The 15,271-nt window shown below is 65.2% G+C and carries 13 protein-coding genes; 3 read left to right on the top strand and 10 right to left on the bottom strand.

Features of this window, described 5'->3' with window-relative positions; translation table 11 throughout:
• Positions 1–6: 6 nt before the first annotated feature.
• Both QRN07_RS07565 and QRN07_RS07560 read right to left on the bottom strand, forming a co-directional pair.
• Positions 7–1,314, bottom strand: a complete 1,308-nt coding sequence (locus tag QRN07_RS07565) for a CpaE/TadZ family protein (protein ID WP_056597184.1) — start codon at positions 1,312–1,314, stop codon at positions 7–9.
• Positions 1,311–1,955, bottom strand: coding sequence for a hypothetical protein (locus QRN07_RS07560; protein ID WP_050685602.1), 645 nt, complete (start codon positions 1,953–1,955; stop codon positions 1,311–1,313). The genes QRN07_RS07565 and QRN07_RS07560 overlap by 4 nt, the downstream gene beginning before the upstream one ends.
• 149 nt (positions 1,956–2,104) lie before the next feature.
• Between QRN07_RS07560 and QRN07_RS07555 the strand changes: the two genes are divergently transcribed.
• Positions 2,105–2,320, top strand: coding sequence for a helix-turn-helix domain-containing protein (locus tag QRN07_RS07555; RefSeq protein ID WP_050685601.1), 216 nt, complete (start codon positions 2,105–2,107; stop codon positions 2,318–2,320).
• 59 nt (positions 2,321–2,379) lie between these two features.
• Here the strand turns inward: QRN07_RS07555 and QRN07_RS07550 are convergent, their stop codons facing one another.
• On the bottom strand, positions 2,380–3,006 hold the full coding sequence (locus QRN07_RS07550; RefSeq protein ID WP_327019591.1) for a hypothetical protein: 627 nt from the start codon (positions 3,004–3,006) through the stop codon (positions 2,380–2,382).
• 78 nt (positions 3,007–3,084) lie between these two features.
• Between QRN07_RS07550 and QRN07_RS07545 the strand changes: the two genes are divergently transcribed.
• Together QRN07_RS07545 and QRN07_RS07540 are read left to right on the top strand one after the other, a co-directional pair.
• A complete protein-coding gene (locus QRN07_RS07545) occupies positions 3,085–3,831 on the top strand; it encodes a LysM peptidoglycan-binding domain-containing protein (RefSeq protein ID WP_056597182.1) in 747 nt (248 codons plus the stop codon).
• Positions 3,832–3,891: 60 nt separating this feature from the next.
• Positions 3,892–4,419: an Rv3235 family protein gene (locus QRN07_RS07540; protein ID WP_056597181.1), complete on the top strand. Its 528-nt coding sequence runs from the start codon at positions 3,892–3,894 to the stop codon at positions 4,417–4,419.
• Positions 4,420–4,506: 87 nt separating this feature from the next.
• On the opposite strand, the gene secA is transcribed toward QRN07_RS07540, so the two are convergent.
• The 7 genes from secA to mtrA form a co-directional block, all read right to left on the bottom strand.
• The gene (secA, locus tag QRN07_RS07535; protein WP_056597179.1) at positions 4,507–7,245 is read right to left on the bottom strand and encodes a preprotein translocase subunit SecA; all 2,739 of its coding nucleotides are present in this window, start codon (positions 7,243–7,245) and stop codon (positions 4,507–4,509) included.
• A gap of 93 nt (positions 7,246–7,338) precedes the next feature.
• Positions 7,339–8,553, bottom strand: coding sequence for a winged helix-turn-helix domain-containing protein (locus QRN07_RS07530; RefSeq protein WP_285240731.1), 1,215 nt, complete (start codon positions 8,551–8,553; stop codon positions 7,339–7,341).
• A gap of 32 nt (positions 8,554–8,585) precedes the next feature.
• Positions 8,586–9,311: a ribosome hibernation-promoting factor, HPF/YfiA family gene (gene hpf, locus QRN07_RS07525; RefSeq protein ID WP_050685658.1), complete on the bottom strand. Its 726-nt coding sequence runs from the start codon at positions 9,309–9,311 to the stop codon at positions 8,586–8,588.
• 144 nt (positions 9,312–9,455) lie between these two features.
• Positions 9,456–10,367, bottom strand: coding sequence for a ComF family protein (locus QRN07_RS07520; RefSeq protein ID WP_056597175.1), 912 nt, complete (start codon positions 10,365–10,367; stop codon positions 9,456–9,458).
• 90 nt (positions 10,368–10,457) lie between these two features.
• Complete coding sequence (locus QRN07_RS07515) at positions 10,458–12,176, bottom strand: LpqB family beta-propeller domain-containing protein (RefSeq protein WP_056597172.1); 1,719 nt, start codon at positions 12,174–12,176, stop codon at positions 10,458–10,460.
• Positions 12,173–13,945: an MtrAB system histidine kinase MtrB gene (gene mtrB / locus QRN07_RS07510; RefSeq protein ID WP_082484095.1), complete on the bottom strand. Its 1,773-nt coding sequence runs from the start codon at positions 13,943–13,945 to the stop codon at positions 12,173–12,175. Before mtrB ends, QRN07_RS07515 begins: the two co-directional genes overlap by 4 nt.
• 154 nt (positions 13,946–14,099) lie before the next feature.
• Positions 14,100–14,774 (bottom strand): MtrAB system response regulator MtrA, encoded by a 675-nt coding sequence (gene mtrA / locus QRN07_RS07505; protein ID WP_050687999.1) that lies wholly within the window; start codon positions 14,772–14,774, stop codon positions 14,100–14,102.
• Positions 14,775–15,271 lie beyond the last annotated feature (497 nt).

The following is a 15,271-nucleotide window of genomic DNA, read 5'->3' as shown; positions in this document are numbered from 1 at the left end:
CCGAGCCTAGCCGTTTGGTCTGCGACGCGGTGTGGAAGAAAAAACAGAGGATTTTCGTTTTCGTTGTTCAACTGCACAAACGATTCCGCGGATGGCTCTGCGCAGCGCCGACTCGGGCGCCGCCTCCATCAGGAGCTCCCCGGCGAGCAACGCCGCGTCGGCTGCGGCGCGGTCGTACGGCAGGAGGATCCCAAGATCCAGCGCAGGTCCGTACCGCTCCCAGGCTTCGCGCAACTGCCGTTCCGGCCCACGCCCCACAGCCGACGCCCGCACCTTGTTCATCACCACCACCGGGGAGGCCTGGGGCACCGTTGCCTCCAGCTCGGTAAGACCGCGCACCAGGCGCGGCACCCCCACGGCGTCGCCGGCTCCAACGGCGTAGACAGTGTCAGCAAGTTCCAACGTGCGCAGGGTAGCCGCGTTCCGGCGCGGAGCCATGGAGTCGAAGCTGAGCTCCTCGTCCGATTCCAGGCAGAACCCGGTGTCCACGACCACCACCTCGTACTGCTGCCGGGCGCGTTCAAGGACAATGGTCAGGGCTGACGCGCGCACCTCCGTCCAACGGTCCGCGCGTGTAAGGCCGGTGAGGACCTGGAAGGTCCCTGGGCGTGCCGCAACGGTGCTGGCTGCCCGCCGGAGCGCCTCCGCGTCCAGCACCCCCTGGTCAGCAAGCCTGCAGGCCTGGGCCAGCCCGGCTGATTCGTCGAGCAGACCCAAGACCGCCGCAGTGCTCGCACCGTAGGTGTCGGCGTCGACCAACAGGACTTTTTTGCCCTCGCCGGCGAGTTCGCCGGCGATGTTGGTGGCGACGATGGTCCGTCCGGGAGCGCCTGCCGGCCCCCACACCGCGAGGACACGTCCCGATGCCGAAGGCTCACGGGATGCAGCCGGCCGCTCCGGCAGGCGTCGCAGGGCAGGACCTGCGTCTGCCGTCCAGCTGGCGCCCGGATGGCGTGCGTCTGACCGGGTCAGCATCGCCACGGCCTCGGCGATCCTGCCGGACAGGTCCTCAGGCCCCACCCCGGCGGGTGCAGATGCTACCCCGAGTCCCAGGAGCCTGGCCGCTTCCGACTGGCTGTCGGTGATGGCCAGGACAGCCACTCCGACTGCACTGAGCCGGTCCACCAGGGTTGCCGTCAATCCTTCGGAGCCTTCCGCTACGATGGCTGCCCGGGCCAGTCCACTCTGGCAGGCCGCCAGCAGCTCAGGCAATCCGTCGCATCTCCTGACGACGGTGACCGGTCCATGCAGCCGTTCCAGTCCACCGACCAGGTCATCTCCGGCCCGCCCCACGGTGACGACGGGAATACTCATGACGGACCGGCGCCCGGATTCCAGACCACGGCGATGCGGGCGTCATTGGCTTGGGCACCCAGCAGCGCCGGCATCCGGCTATCCGGAACCAACACCATCAGGACTGTTGTCCGGGTGGAGCCCAACGTGCTCGAACCTGTGGTTACTTCCGCTATTTCCGCCGCGTTCAAGAGGAGTGTCGGTTCACCGAAGCCGTTCCTTGCGTCAGGCTGTGCCACCCAGACGTCCACCCGGGCCCCTGCCACAGCCTGGGACGGGAGTGCATCCTGGATGGTGAGAGCCACCGGTTTGCGGTCAAGGCGGTCCACGGCGCCGAGGCTCCCCCGCGGAATCAGCTGGTCCTTGCCGATCCGCTGGATGGCTACAACTCCCGCCGGCAGGCCTTCTTCCACGGTGAGGTACTGCTTTTCAGTTTCACCGAGGCGGACCTTGGCCCGCACCACGTTGGCGGCAGTCAGCGCTTCACCCACGGCGATGCCGTCCCTGGCGGCGTAAACCTCGGTGGTCCGGTCTGCACTGCCCACCAGGAAAACCACTCCGGCAACGGATACCAGGACAAGCAACAGGCCCACCAGCAACCGGGGGTCCTTCCAAGAGGGACGTTTCAACCTGGCCACGGGAACAGGCGGATCAGCAACCATACTGTGCCTCCCTCGGTGCGCTTGCGTGCCGCAGTCTTCAGACTCCTCATTGTTGCCGCAAGGTCCTCCGGGCGAAAGGGATCCGGCCAAACACTGCGGATCTGTGGATAACAGCAGCAAACCTGTCCACCCGATGGCAAAATGGTTCCATGCCCAGGTTCCTAACTCTTGCCGACGTCGCCGAGCAGCTCCAGATAAATTCGCCGGCGGCCTATGCCCTGGTCCGCAGCGGAGAGCTCAAAGCCATTCAGGTGGGCGGTCGCGGCCAATGGCGGGTGGAGGAAAAAATGCTTGAGCAGTACATCGAAGAACGCTACGCCGAGGCCAGCCGGATGATCCGTGAAGCCAAGGCCAAGCAGGCCTGAGGCTTCGGCCGCGCAGCTCTGAGCACCGTCCCTGCAGGCTGACCCGCCATGCCCGGTTCTTAGCCGTCCCCTCGGGGCGACCGGACCATCGCCACCGCAGCAAACGGGATGGTGGAAAACTCAGTGACCCGCCCGCTCCGGCGCGCCTCCCCCGGGGCCACGGCTGCAAGGTCAAGGAAATCCTTTCCTACCCTGTCGATCACGCCGGCAAGCCGCATCGCACCCTCACCCGCCGACAGGACAACCACCAGTTCCTCCCGGTCCCGCGCCAGGCTCCGTAATGCGTGGGCCAGCCCGATTTTCCTGCGGACCGTCGATTCCTCCGCGGCCGAGTGCCGGCCAATGCCCACGTACCTGCCGACCGCGGCGTAAGGGATGAGCATCTGATACCCGCCCGCTACCAGCAGCAGGGCATCGGCGCCGGCATGCTGCAGGGTTCCCTGCACTGCTTCGCCGCAGGTGAGGTGTGCCGCAACCACACAGCCCAGCGAGCCGCGGAGCCTGTCTGCCAAGGCGATGTTTACCATCTCGGCCCGCACCCGGTCGCTGATTTCAGCATCGAGTGCGAGCCGGCCGGGTTCGGCCAACTGGCCTTCAAGGTCCTCGAAGAGTGCATCCCACCGCATGCGCAAAGCGTAGGACGGGGCCAGCGGGAGGTCAATGCCGGGTCCCGTCAGTTCGGACACTGGACAAAAGTACTTCATCAGGTTCAAACTGCATTTAACGCTATCAAACAGCATCAAACTGCATTGGATGGGCTTTCAATGATGATTTCGCCACGGCAACAACAGCTTTCAGACACCGCCGCCGCAGCCACTCTTCTGTTGCTGGGGATTCTCCTCGTTGTGATTGGTGCGGGCCTGGCCGGTCAGTGGGTGGATTCAGCTTCGCGGCACCAGGAACCTGGATCCGAGGACATCCTGGGAGTCGCAGCGGCTGCCGTGGGCAGCCTGCTGGTGGCCTGGTGGCTGCTTGCCTTCGTTCTGGCGGCCGGCAGCGCCCTCTTGGAACGAACCGGCAGGCCCACGGCGGCTGCAGCGGTCGGCTGGCTCTCCCCGGCTTTTATGCGCCGCCTCGCAGTTGCCGCCCTGTCCGCCCAACTCGCGTCCGTGACCGCAGCAAATGCGGCCGTACCCGGACCACCCTGGCAGCCTGCCGAAAGCCGCACATCAATCCCCGGCATCAGCGCCCCCGCCCCGCCGTTGCCGGGAGCACTCCATCCCGGCTGGCAACCTGCCGCCCAACATCAAGGCCCGGGCCTGCTGGCCGGTAGCCCCGGCCGCCCCGGCAACCTGCCGGGGCAGGACCTGGCACCGGCAGGCCCTGCCGTGACAGTGCTCGCCGGCGACAGCCTCTGGGACATCGCCGCAGATCACCTGGGGCCGGAGGCCAGTGACGCTGACATTGCCGTCGAATGGCCCCGCTGGTATCAGGCCAATCGGGCAGTAATCGGTCCCGACCCCGACCACCTGCTGCCCGGGCAGGTGCTGGTGCATCCCGGACCGGCTTAGGGACTCCGACGACCTGCCTGCACCAGACCGGCTCCTCCGTTACCAACCTAGGGAAATCCAATGACCGCCAGCATCCCCATCCGAGCCGCTATCGGAACAACTGCCCAGGCTCTCAGCGCCCAGCGACACGGGCTGCAGCAGAACTCCGCGTCCGGGCAAGTCGCCAAGACCCTGCCCCCTGGATCCTGGCCGGACGCCCGGAGCCGGGCGGAAGCGCCCCCGTTGCGGTTTGCCGATGAGGCAGCCGAGGTGCGGGCCATCGCCCGGGGCACTGTCCAGGCCGCCATGGAGGTGCTGGCTGGGATCCGGCCCGTCCACCAACTGGCCCGCAGGCTCGACCCGAAGTGCCTGTCCACTCTGCAGCACCGCGCGGCCCTGATCCGGCATGAGCTGGTCCGGACCGGCAATCCAGACCTGGCCCGGCTGCACCGGAACTCGATGGTCCGCTCCATCCGGGTCTGCGGGGTCGGCGACGGAATCTACGAGGCAAGCGCGGTGGTCATCGACGATGTCCGGGTCCGTGCCGTGGCCGTCAGGCTTGAGCGCAGCAAGCAGGTGTGGCGGGTCACCGAACTTTTGGTGGGCTGAGTGGGCCCCGCTAACGGAGGCAGGGCCGGACATGATGTCCGACCCTGCCTCACGTGGTCACTTAAGGGTGCACATGTCCCTTGCGGTTCAGCGCTTTTTCTTCTTCGCGGTCCGCTTGACGGCGTCCTGGTTGGCAGCCTTTGCCGGGTTCCCCGAGCGGCCTGACGTCCGGGTTTCGACGCGGGTCTCGGTGCCGCCGCTTTCGCCGGGAGCCGTGTACTGCAACTGGGCCGGCTTCTCGGGGGCTTCCAGTCCGGCCGCCCGGACCTGGGGTTCCACGTGCTCGGTGTGGGCTCCTGAATCATCCTGCACCACAACGTCCTGGGCGGGTGTGACTTCAACTTCGAGGTTGAAGAGGAATCCGACACTTTCCTCGCGGATGGCTTCCATCATGCTCTGGAAGAGGAGGAACCCTTCCCGCTGGTATTCCACCAGCGGATCCCTCTGGGCCATGGCGCGCAGGCCAATGCCTTCCTTGAGGTAGTCCATCTCGTAGAGGTGCTCCTGCCACTTCCTGCCAATGACGGAAAGGACCACGCGGCGTTCAAGTTCGCGCATGCTTTCGGCACCGATGGTCTCTTCACGCGTCTGGTACACCACACGTGCGTCGGAGAGGAGTTCCTCCTTGAGCATCTCAACGGTCAGCCTCGACCGGCCGCCGGCTTCCTCGATGATGTCGTCGGCCGTGACGCTTACGGGGTAGAGCGTTTTCAGGTTGGTCCACAGCTGGGCATAATCCCAGTCGTCGCCGTTGCCTTCAGCGGTTGCCGCGTCGATGAGCGAAACTATGGTGTCCTCCACGAAGAACTGCACCTTTTCGTGCAGGTCGTCCCCTTCGAGGATTCGGCGGCGGTCGCTGTAGATGGCCTCGCGCTGGCGGTTGAGGACGTCGTCGTATTTGAGGACGTTTTTGCGCTGCTCGGCGTTGCGGCCTTCCACCTGACCCTGCGCGGAGGCAATGGCCCGGGAAACCAGCTTGGACTCCAGCGCCACATCGTCCGGGACGGAACTGTTCATCAGTCGCTCCGCGGCACCGGAGTTGAAGAGCCGCATCAGGTCGTCCTTCAGGGACAGGTAGAAGCGCGACTCCCCCGGGTCACCCTGGCGGCCGGAGCGGCCCCGAAGCTGGTTGTCGATGCGGCGCGATTCGTGCCGTTCCGTGCCCAGGACGTAGAGCCCGCCCAGGTTGAGGACTTCCTCGTGCTCGTCCTTGACCGACTGTTTGGCAGCTTCGAGCGCGCCTGGCCAGGCTGCCTCGTATTCCTCGGAGTTCTCTTCCGGGTCAAGGCCACGCTTGGCCAGTTCGGCGACGGCGGTGAATTCGGCGTTGCCACCGAGCATGATGTCCGTGCCTCGGCCGGCCATGTTGGTTGCCACGGTGACAGCGGCTTTGCGGCCGGCCTGGGCAACAATGGCAGCTTCCCGGGCGTGGTTCTTCGCGTTCAGGACTTCGTGGCGGATGCCTTCCTTCGCCAGCAGGCGGGAAAGGTACTCGCTCTTTTCGACGCTGGTGGTACCCACCAGGACGGGCTGGCCCTTTTCGTGCCGTTCGGCAATGTCTTTCACCACTGCATCGAACTTGACGGTTTCGTTCTTGAAAACAAGATCGGCCTGGTCCATGCGCTGCATGTCCCGGTTCGTGGGAATGGCCACCACACCCAGCTTGTAGGTGCTCATGAATTCGGCGGCTTCAGTCTCAGCTGTGCCGGTCATGCCGGAGAGCTTGCTGTACATGCGGAAGTAGTTCTGCAGGGTCACCGTGGCGAGGGTCTGGTTCTCCGCCTTGATCTCGACGCCTTCTTTGGCCTCGATCGCCTGGTGCATTCCCTCGTTGTAGCGCCGACCGGCGAGGATACGCCCGGTGTGCTCGTCAACGATCAGGACTTCGCCGTCCAGGATGACGTAATCCTTGTCGCGCTTGAAGAGTTCCTTGGCCTTGATGGCGTTGTTCAGGAATCCAATCAACGGAGTGTTGGCTGACTCATACAGGTTGGTGATGCCGAGGTAATCCTCGACTTTTTCGATCCCGCCCTCGAGCACGCCTACGGTGCGCTTCTTCTCGTCGACCTCGTAGTCCTTCTCGGGCTCCAGCCGCAGGACAACCTTGGCGAACTCGCTGTACCACCGGTTGGTGTCGCCCTGGGCAGGACCGGAGATGATGAGCGGGGTTCTTGCCTCGTCGATGAGGATGGAGTCCACTTCATCCACCACGGCAAAGTGGTGCCCGCGCTGGACCAGTTCGTTCCTGTCCCACGCCATGTTGTCACGGAGGTAGTCGAAGCCGAATTCGTTGTTGGTGCCGTAGGTGATGTCGGCTGCGTACTGTTCTCGGCGGACCGCCGGATCCTGGTTCGAAAGGATGCAGCCACTGGTGAGGCCGAGGAAGCGGTAGACGCGGCCCATGAGGTCCGACTGGTACTCGGCAAGGTAGTCGTTCACGGTAATGACGTGGACGCCGTTGCCAGCCAGGGCGTTGAGGTAGGCAGGCGCGGTGGCAACGAGGGTCTTGCCCTCACCGGTCTTCATTTCCGCGATGTTGCCCAGGTGCAGCGCAGCGCCACCCATCAGCTGGACATCGAAGTGCCGCATCCCCAGGGTCCTCGACGATGCCTCACGGACCGCCGCAAAAGCCTCGGGCAGGAGGTCGTCCAGTTTCTCGCCATCCTGATGGCGTTCACGCAGCCGGTCAGTTTCCTCGCGGAGTTCAGCATCCGTGAAGGTCTTGAACGAGTCCTCGAGGGCATTGATGGAGTCGGCATAGTTCCTCAGCTGCCGGAGTGTCTTTTTGTCACCCGTGCGGAGAAGTTTTTCGATAAGTGATGCCACGTGAAGATGCTCCCAGTCTGCTGCCGGCCGAATTCTGGCGTTTTTAGTCTACGTGAGAGACACCACCGCGGTGCCTTTTCTCCTCAGAGCGGATCAGCGCACCATCCTGGCGACGGCGATCAGCAGGGCCGGCGCCAGATCACCCACCGGCTGGACCTCCACATCCCCCAGCCCCAGCCATTGGGCCATAAGGCCCAGTTCAGCGGCGAGTTCGATGGCGGTATCCGGCGGCGCGCCTGGTTCGGCGAAGGCGGATCGGACCAGCAGCCGGCCGCCGGCGCGGTCGGCTTTCAGGTCCACACGGGCGACCATGGCGTCGCGAAGGAGGAAAGGAAGGACGTAGTAGCCAAAGCGCCTTTTGGGCGCCGGAGTGTAAATCTCAATCCGGTAGTGGAAGCCGAACAGCTCTTCCAGGCGCCGGCGTTCGAACACCATCGAATCGAAAGGGCTGAGGAGGGCACGGCCCACCGCCTTCCGGGGCATGGCTGCATCCACGTGCCGGTACAGCAGCCGCGGCCATCCGGTAACAGTGACGGGTTCCAGCCTGCCATTCGCCACAAGCCGCTGTACCGCCAAGGCTGTGGGCTTGATGGGTGTACGGAAGTAGTCCGCGAAGCATTTGACGGAACCGATTCCGTGGGCCTGCGCTGCGGCTTCCGTCAGCCGGCACAGGGCTGCGTCCGGATCATCGACCGCTTTGCCGCCGTCGCGCGGGAGGACCCTGGACGTCAGTGTGTACTTGCGTTCAAACTGGTCGGTTCTGGCCGCGGCCGAAACCAGCCCCGCCTCAAAGAGGTGTTCCAGGACCCGTTTCACGGCATTCCAGTTCCAGCCCCAGTTATCCGTCGATTTTTCCTCGACGTGGCCGATCCTGGCCGTCAGTTCGGCAGCAGTCATTGGCCGGCCCGGTGCCAGCGCCGACAAGATCCGGCCAGACACATCACCGCGCAGTTCCGCGTCCATGGCGGCAGCACCAACCCAGGCACGCTTCTGCCACAGGAGAAGATCCGGATAGTGCTCGGGCCGGATATAGCTGGCTTCGTGGGCCCAATATTCCATCATCCGACGGGGGTGTGTACCTGACATCCTGTGCAGGATTGAGCGGTCGTAGTCCCCCAGCCGGGAAAAGAACGGAAGGTAATGGCTCCGGGAGAGCACGTTTACGGAATCAATCTGGACCAGCTGCAGCCGGGCAAAGGTGCGGCCCACCGCCCGTGAAGACACGGGCCCGGTGGGCCGCCCTTTCGAAAGTCCCTGTGCTGCCAGCGCAATCCGCCGTGCCTGGTTCAGGCTCAGCGCAGCCGGCACATCAGTCCTTTCCGGCAGTCAAAACACCCACGCTAGGCGTTGGCTGCGACGTCGTCCGAACGGTAGGCGAGGATCTTCTCTTCCACCACCGAGTCGCCGGGCTCGCAGTCGCTGTCCAGCGTGATGACACCGTAGGTCCAACCACGGCGGCGGTACACGACCGACGGCGTGTTGGTCTCTTTGTCCACAAACAGGTAGAAGTCGTGACCCACCAACTCCATGTTGTCCACTGCATCGTCAAGGGTCAGTGATGCTGCCGGGAAGACCTTGCGCCGGATCAGGACCGGTGAGTCACCGGCAGGAATGTCGTTGTCCACCTCATAAGGTGATTTGTCCGCTGACGGGGCCACGGCATCGGACCGGTGGCTGGCTTCAAGGTAAAGCGGTTCGCTGGCGCTGGCCGGTTCAAGCGAGGCGGTGGCTTCGCGGACGGCTTTGGGCGTGTGCCGGCCGTGGTGGACTTTCTTGCGGTCCTTGGCGCGGCGGAGCCGTTCAAGCAACTTGTTGTAAGCGAGATCGAAGGCAGCGAATTTGTCGGCGGCGCTGGCTTCGGCACGGATTACGGGTCCGCGCCCCAGGACTGTCACTTCTACGGTGAGCTGGTCCCCGGTCTGCCGGGCGTTCGTTTCCTTGGAAACCTTCGCGTCCACGCGCTGGACCTTGTCGCCGAGAGACTCGATCTTCGAGATCTTCTCACCGGCGTATTCGCGGAATCGGTCTGAGACCGTCAGATTTCGTCCGCTGATCATAAACTCCATGGTGCCCTCCAAATGACTTCGGTGACACGACGACGGCACGTCCTAGGGCCGATCTGCTTGACAGTCGAGCCCCTCTCCGAGCCGCCATCGAAAGGTACATTCTGTTCTTTGTACCCACAACCGACGTTAGTTCATCGACGCAGGTTATTCACCTTTTTCCGGTTTATTTTTTTCTAAGACGGGGTGGCTTCCTTGCGCCCCGGCGGGTATTGCGCTGGCGTCGGCCGCCCCTGGCGGGCGTGTCGCGGCCAGGACCACCGCACCCCTGACGAAGGCCCCTGCGAGGTGCAAAGCGCGGGCCGCCTCGGCGAGCGTGGCGCCCGTGGTAAGGACGTCGTCGACAATGATGCAAGCCTTGCCGGCCACTGTGGCAGCCGCTCCGCGCCGGACCCGCATGGATCCCCGGACCCGGCGCGCCCGGTCCCCCCGATCCAGCCCCTTCTGCCCTCCGGGCACTTGCGGGTGACCGTTTCCCGTCCTGGCCAGCACATCCGCCACGGCAACGCCCGGCACCTGCCGGGCGGCCAACCCCAGCAGCGAGTGGACCGGGCTGAATCCCCGGGCCGCAAACGCAGCCGTGCTGGTGGGCACGGGGACGCAGATCATGGCGGCACCGTCCGGCGCCGCGCCGCGGAGGGCCCCCGCGAGCGCCTGTGCCAAGGAGTGCCGCACCTGGTACTGGCCATGCCGTTTGAAGGACAGGAGCGCCTGGGCCAGTTCTTCCCGGTAGACGCCGGCTGCAACCACAGGCAGCAGCACCCTCCCTGAGACATCCATCAGCGCAGGGGCGCCGCCTTCGGCGCGGAAGGGCAGCGTGGAAAGTCGCCGCACCCGGCGGCTGCAGCCAGCGCACAGGGCCCGGTCCTCTGCTCCGCAGCAGACGCAGTCCACGGGAACGGCGGCAGCGAGGAGCTCCATGGCCGCTGCGCCCAGCTGGTCAGCGAAGCGCAGGAAAGCGCTGCCGTACGGTGATCGATGGCGGGCGGGCCAGGGCTCGGCGGGCGTCAGGTCCGGGTCGGACGCTGGGTTGGCAGGCGGAAAGAGTTCAATGCCCATACCCCAAAAAATGCCATCTGAGGGGCCAGGACGGAACAGGCCGGACCCCGCATGTGGGTAACTGCCGGGCTGGAACCGGCGCAGTCCACCTCAGCCGGGGAAGGACATCTCAGTTGGGCCCTTGATCTGGGGTGACCAGCCGTTGCCCAGCCGTTGGAAGATACCCTCGGCCGACTGCGCGAAGATCTCGTCCGGCCCGTTTCCACCGCTCAGCGACAGGAGGCCGGGCCACGGAGCCAGTTGCTGCGGCGCCCCCGAGGTCAGCGACAGGATCTCAGGTGTGACGTTGGACGCCGTGGAGCTTTTCATAACGGCCACGGTGGTGTCATTGACCCAGACACCCTGGTCAGGGTTGCTGCCGGTGACAAGGGTTACCGGCGCCGTCAGCTCCCGGGGTGTCCCATCTGCGGCGCGGATGATGCCGGCCACCTGGACGCGGGTAACGCCGTTCTGTTCCGAAATGACGAGGGCGCGCACCCCTTCGCGGGAAATCCGGAATTCCTTTACGGTCCGGCCTGCGAGCCATGCCGGGGACAGGGAGACCGAGGGCAGTGCAGCCCCTTCTGCCACACCGGCGGGGCGGAATGCTACGACTTCGGTCTCCCCCGCCGCTCCCGGCCCGGCAGTCCAGACCCAGTCGTTGAGGCTGAAGGAAGGCCTGGTCAGGGTGGACCTGGTAGTCAGGGCGCGTGCCGGCTGCCCCGGGACGATGCTGTACAGCGTGGTGCGGCCCTCGTTGAGGAAGGCTGCGCTTTGGGACACCGGGGATTCGGCCGGGAAACGCGGGCCGAGGGCGGACACGGACTGCATGTCCGGCAGCGGCGAAATCCTGTTGTTCTCGTACCGGACCAGTTCATTGCCGCTGATGGCGATCTGGCGCGAGGGAACGCTCTTGTCCTGGACCGGCGGCAGGACCGCGCCGGTGTCCTCCACCCGCACCAGGTCCTGGTTGGCTCGCAATTCCACATTCACCACGTCCGGTTGGCTCCGGAAGGTCAGCGTCAGCTGCATCTGCATGCGCAGCCGGTCTTCGGGCGAGGTTTCAGTGAGCTCCTTGGCGCTCAAGTCCACCTGGGCGGCCCCGGAAACCACCGGCACCGACTCCCTTGCCAGTTTGATGCCGGAAGGGAAAGCACTTGCCACCGCGCCACGCAGGTACGGTGCAGGACCGGCCAGCAGGGCACTGGTCATGGCCTTGACTGTTTTGTTCCTGATGAACCAGCGGACATCAGGGACGGCGAACGTAAAAGTGGGATCGTAGAAGTAGATGGGAAAAGCCCCGTAGATGACCTTGAAGGTTTCCTCTGCGATGGCCGTGCCGTCCGGTATCGCCGAGATCCGCCACTCACCGTCCACCTGGGTAAGGGTAACCGGGATCTTCTCCACGGTCCCTTCAGGCGACTGGGTAGCAATGCCGTCTGCATTGACCGTGTAGGACACGTCCAGTTCGTAGTTATAGACGTTCTCCGTCTCCGTGGCCACCACCCTGGCTTCGCGGTACACCAGGGCCCGCTGATCCGGCTTCCAACTCACGGAGGATGCCTGCGTCAGGTATTGGCGGGCCACGGCGTAATCGTCCTCGTAGCCACTGCCGGCACGGTAGAAGTAGTCAATGATGGTCTCCGGCGACGCTCCGGGCTGCGGGGCGGCCGGCAGGAACACCGGGGCACTGAGGTTTCCCGCACTGCCCTCGCTGCTTTTGCCAACAGGGCCGGCCGTGGGAATCCGGGCGCAGCCTGCCAGGACAGCAAGCAGCATCGCCAGTATGATGGCCGCCAGCCTGGTTGCACCCCTGCTACGGCCCGTCATGGTGTCTCCTTGGAGGTGATTGCCGGTGCCAGGTGTGAGGCACCGGCTTCGAGGATCAGCATGTTGCGTTGGTCGGCCTCCCTGGGAATGCTCCCCGGCTGACCCTGCACCATGGTGTCATCAGGTTCAAGTGGAACGGGTGAGGCGTCGATGCCTTCACCCTGGCGCAGCGGCACCGTGAGCCGGAAGTTGGCGCCGCTGCCTTTGCGGCCCCAGGCCTGCAGCCAGCCGTTGTGCAGTTTGGTGTCTTCCATGGCGATCGACAGGCCCAGACCGCTGCCTCCGGTGGTGCGGGCGCGGGCGGGATCGGCGCGCCAGAACCGGTCAAAAACGCGGGCGGCTTCGGCCGGTTCCATCCCCATGCCGTGATCGCGGACGGAAATCCCAACGGCGGTCTGGCTGGCGGCGACGGTGATGGCCACCGGTTTCCCTTCGCCGTGTTCCACGGCGTTCAGGATGAGGTTCCGCAGGATACGGTCGATCCTGCGGGCGTCCATGTCCACGATGACGGGCTCGGCCGGTGCGCTGAGAATGAGTTCGGAGCCGTATTCGGCTGCCACGGGGGCGGCGCCTTCGATGACGTGCGCCACGACGTGCCGGATGTCTTCCGCTTCCGCGTCCAGTTCGGCGACGCCGGCGTCGAAGCGCGAAATCTCCAGGAGGTCGGACAGCAAGGACTGGAACCGCTCCACCTGGTTGTACAGCAGTTCGGCGGAACGCTTATTGATGGGGTCGAAGTCGTCGCGGGCGTCGTAGAGCACTTCGGCTGCCATCCGCACGGTTGTCAGCGGGGTCCGCAGTTCGTGGGAGACGTCGGAGACGAACCGCTGCTGCATTTGGGACAAGGTGGCAAGCTGGGTGATCTGTTCCTGCAGGCTCGCCGCCATATGGTTGAAGGAGGCCCCCAACCGGGCAACCTCATCCTCGCCGCGGACAACCATGCGTTCCTGCAGCTGTCCCGCTGCGAGTTTCTCCGACACCATGGCGGCATGGCTGACAGGGCTCACCACGTTCCGCGTGACGTACCAGGCAACGGCTCCGATCAGCAGCACCATCACGGCTCCACCTGCCCAGAGCACACCCTGGATCTCGTCCAGGGTCTGCTGGGCGGTGTTCAGGTCGTAAATCAGGTACAGCTCGTAGACGGTCCCGTTAAAGGTCACGAGGTTTCCGACGGCGATGCCCGGCCGGTCCTCCGTGCCCACCGGGATCACGGTGGAGGCCCAGTACTGGTCCTTGCCGGACGACTGGACAGCTTTCCGAAGGTCCGGCGGGATGACGCTGACGGTCAGCTGGTCCGAGGCACGCGATTCCACCCACCGGTTCCTGGGTTTGGTCTGTTCGGGCTTGGCCTCGAAGACGTACCGACGCTGGATGACCGAGCCGCGACCCTCCACGGCGTTAAGTGTGTCGTACACCAGGGTGATGACGCTGGACTGGTCGGTGACCTGGGCGCCGTCGAACGTCTCCTGGACCTGCTTGACGTTGTAACGCGTCTCGGATTCCGCCTGGGTAAGGCGTTCCTGGAAGAGGTTGTTGGCGATCTGGTTGGACAGGTACGCACCCACCACGGCGAACGAGGTCACCGCCAGCATCAGCGTGGTCAGGACCGTGCGGAACTGCAGGGAGCGGCGCCACCGACGCTGCAGGGCGCGGGCGATGAACCTCAACGCGGGCAGGAAGCGCCGAACTCCCGTGCCCACGAGCCGTGCCACGCGCCAGCCGACAATAAGGGCGCGGCGGCGCCAGATCCTGGTGCGGAACGTCACCTGCCGGAACCCGGGAGTGAGGGCATCCGTATGCTCCGGCGCATGGCCCGGGGGGCCGTCGTGTCCGGCGGGGACGGCCGGGGCGCCGGTTACGGGCGGCGCACCGTCGAGGCCGCGTTCCCCGTCCTCCGGAGTGGAATCCTGCGGCGTGGGATCAGGCCCCTGCTTTGTAGCCGACACCACGCACCGTCAATACAACTTCCGGGGCTTCCGGGTCTTGTTCGATCTTGGAGCGCAGGCGCTGGACGTGGACGTTGACCAGGCGCGTATCGGCGGCGTGGCGGTAACCCCAGACCTGTTCCAGCAGCAGTTCCCGGGTGAAAACCTGCCAGGGTTTACGGGCCAGCGCCACCAGCAGGTCAAACTCGAGCGGCGTCAGGGAGATCCGCTCGCTGCCCCTGCTGACGGTGTGGCCGGCGACATCGATGGTGATGTCGGCGATGCGGAGCGTCTCCGGGGCTTTTTGGTCGCCCGGGCGGAGCCTGGCCCTGACCCTTGCCACCAACTCTGCGGGCTTGAACGGTTTGGGGACGTAGTCGTCCGCACCGGATTCCAGGCCGCGGACAACATCCGAAGTATCCGCCTTTGCCGTGAGCATCACGATCGGCACATCGGACTCGGACCGGATCTGCCGGCACACCTCGATACCGTCGACGCCAGGGAGCATGAGGTCAAGCAGCACGAGGTCGGGCCGCGATGACCGGAAGATATCCAGCGCCTGGGCGCCGTCCGCGCAGAAAACGGGTTCAAATCCGTCATTGCGCAGCACAATTCCAATCATTTCGGCCAGCGCTTCGTCATCGTCTACCACCAGAATGCGTGCCTTCATAGTTATATATTCCCTTATCAGGCGGGGTTTGTCGTGTTCAGCCGGCTACGGCATGGCGGGATGCTAGGCCGCCCGACGCCGGAACTATAGGCTGGGGTCATGCCCGCCGTTCCGGGGCGCCAGGCGCAGGCCGCGGCAGCTTCTCCGGGCGGCGTTGGATTTACGCGTTGGGGAGGGAACACGGTGTCACCACAGGATTCAGGCCCGCAGGAGCCGGCCGGCAGCGACGGGGAGGCGCCCGAACAGCAGCCAGGCCAGCAACAGGGGCAACGGCCGGCCGCCGGACAACCCGGCCAGCCGCGGTGGCCGTCCGAGGCACCCTCCGGACAGTGGCAAGGGCAGCAGGGCCAGCAACAATCCGGACAATGGCCGGGGCAACAGGGCCAGCAACCATGGGGCCAACCACCCGCCCAGCAATCATGGGGCCAACAACCATGGGGCCAAGCCCAAGGCCAACAACCCCCACAACAACCATGGGGCCAACAACCATGGGGCCA

Origin of the sequence: Pseudarthrobacter sp. MEB009, from assembly GCF_030208875.1 — a bacterium.
Taxonomy (GTDB): domain Bacteria; phylum Actinomycetota; class Actinomycetes; order Actinomycetales; family Micrococcaceae; genus Arthrobacter.
This window is presented reverse-complemented; position numbering and strand designations above follow the sequence as displayed.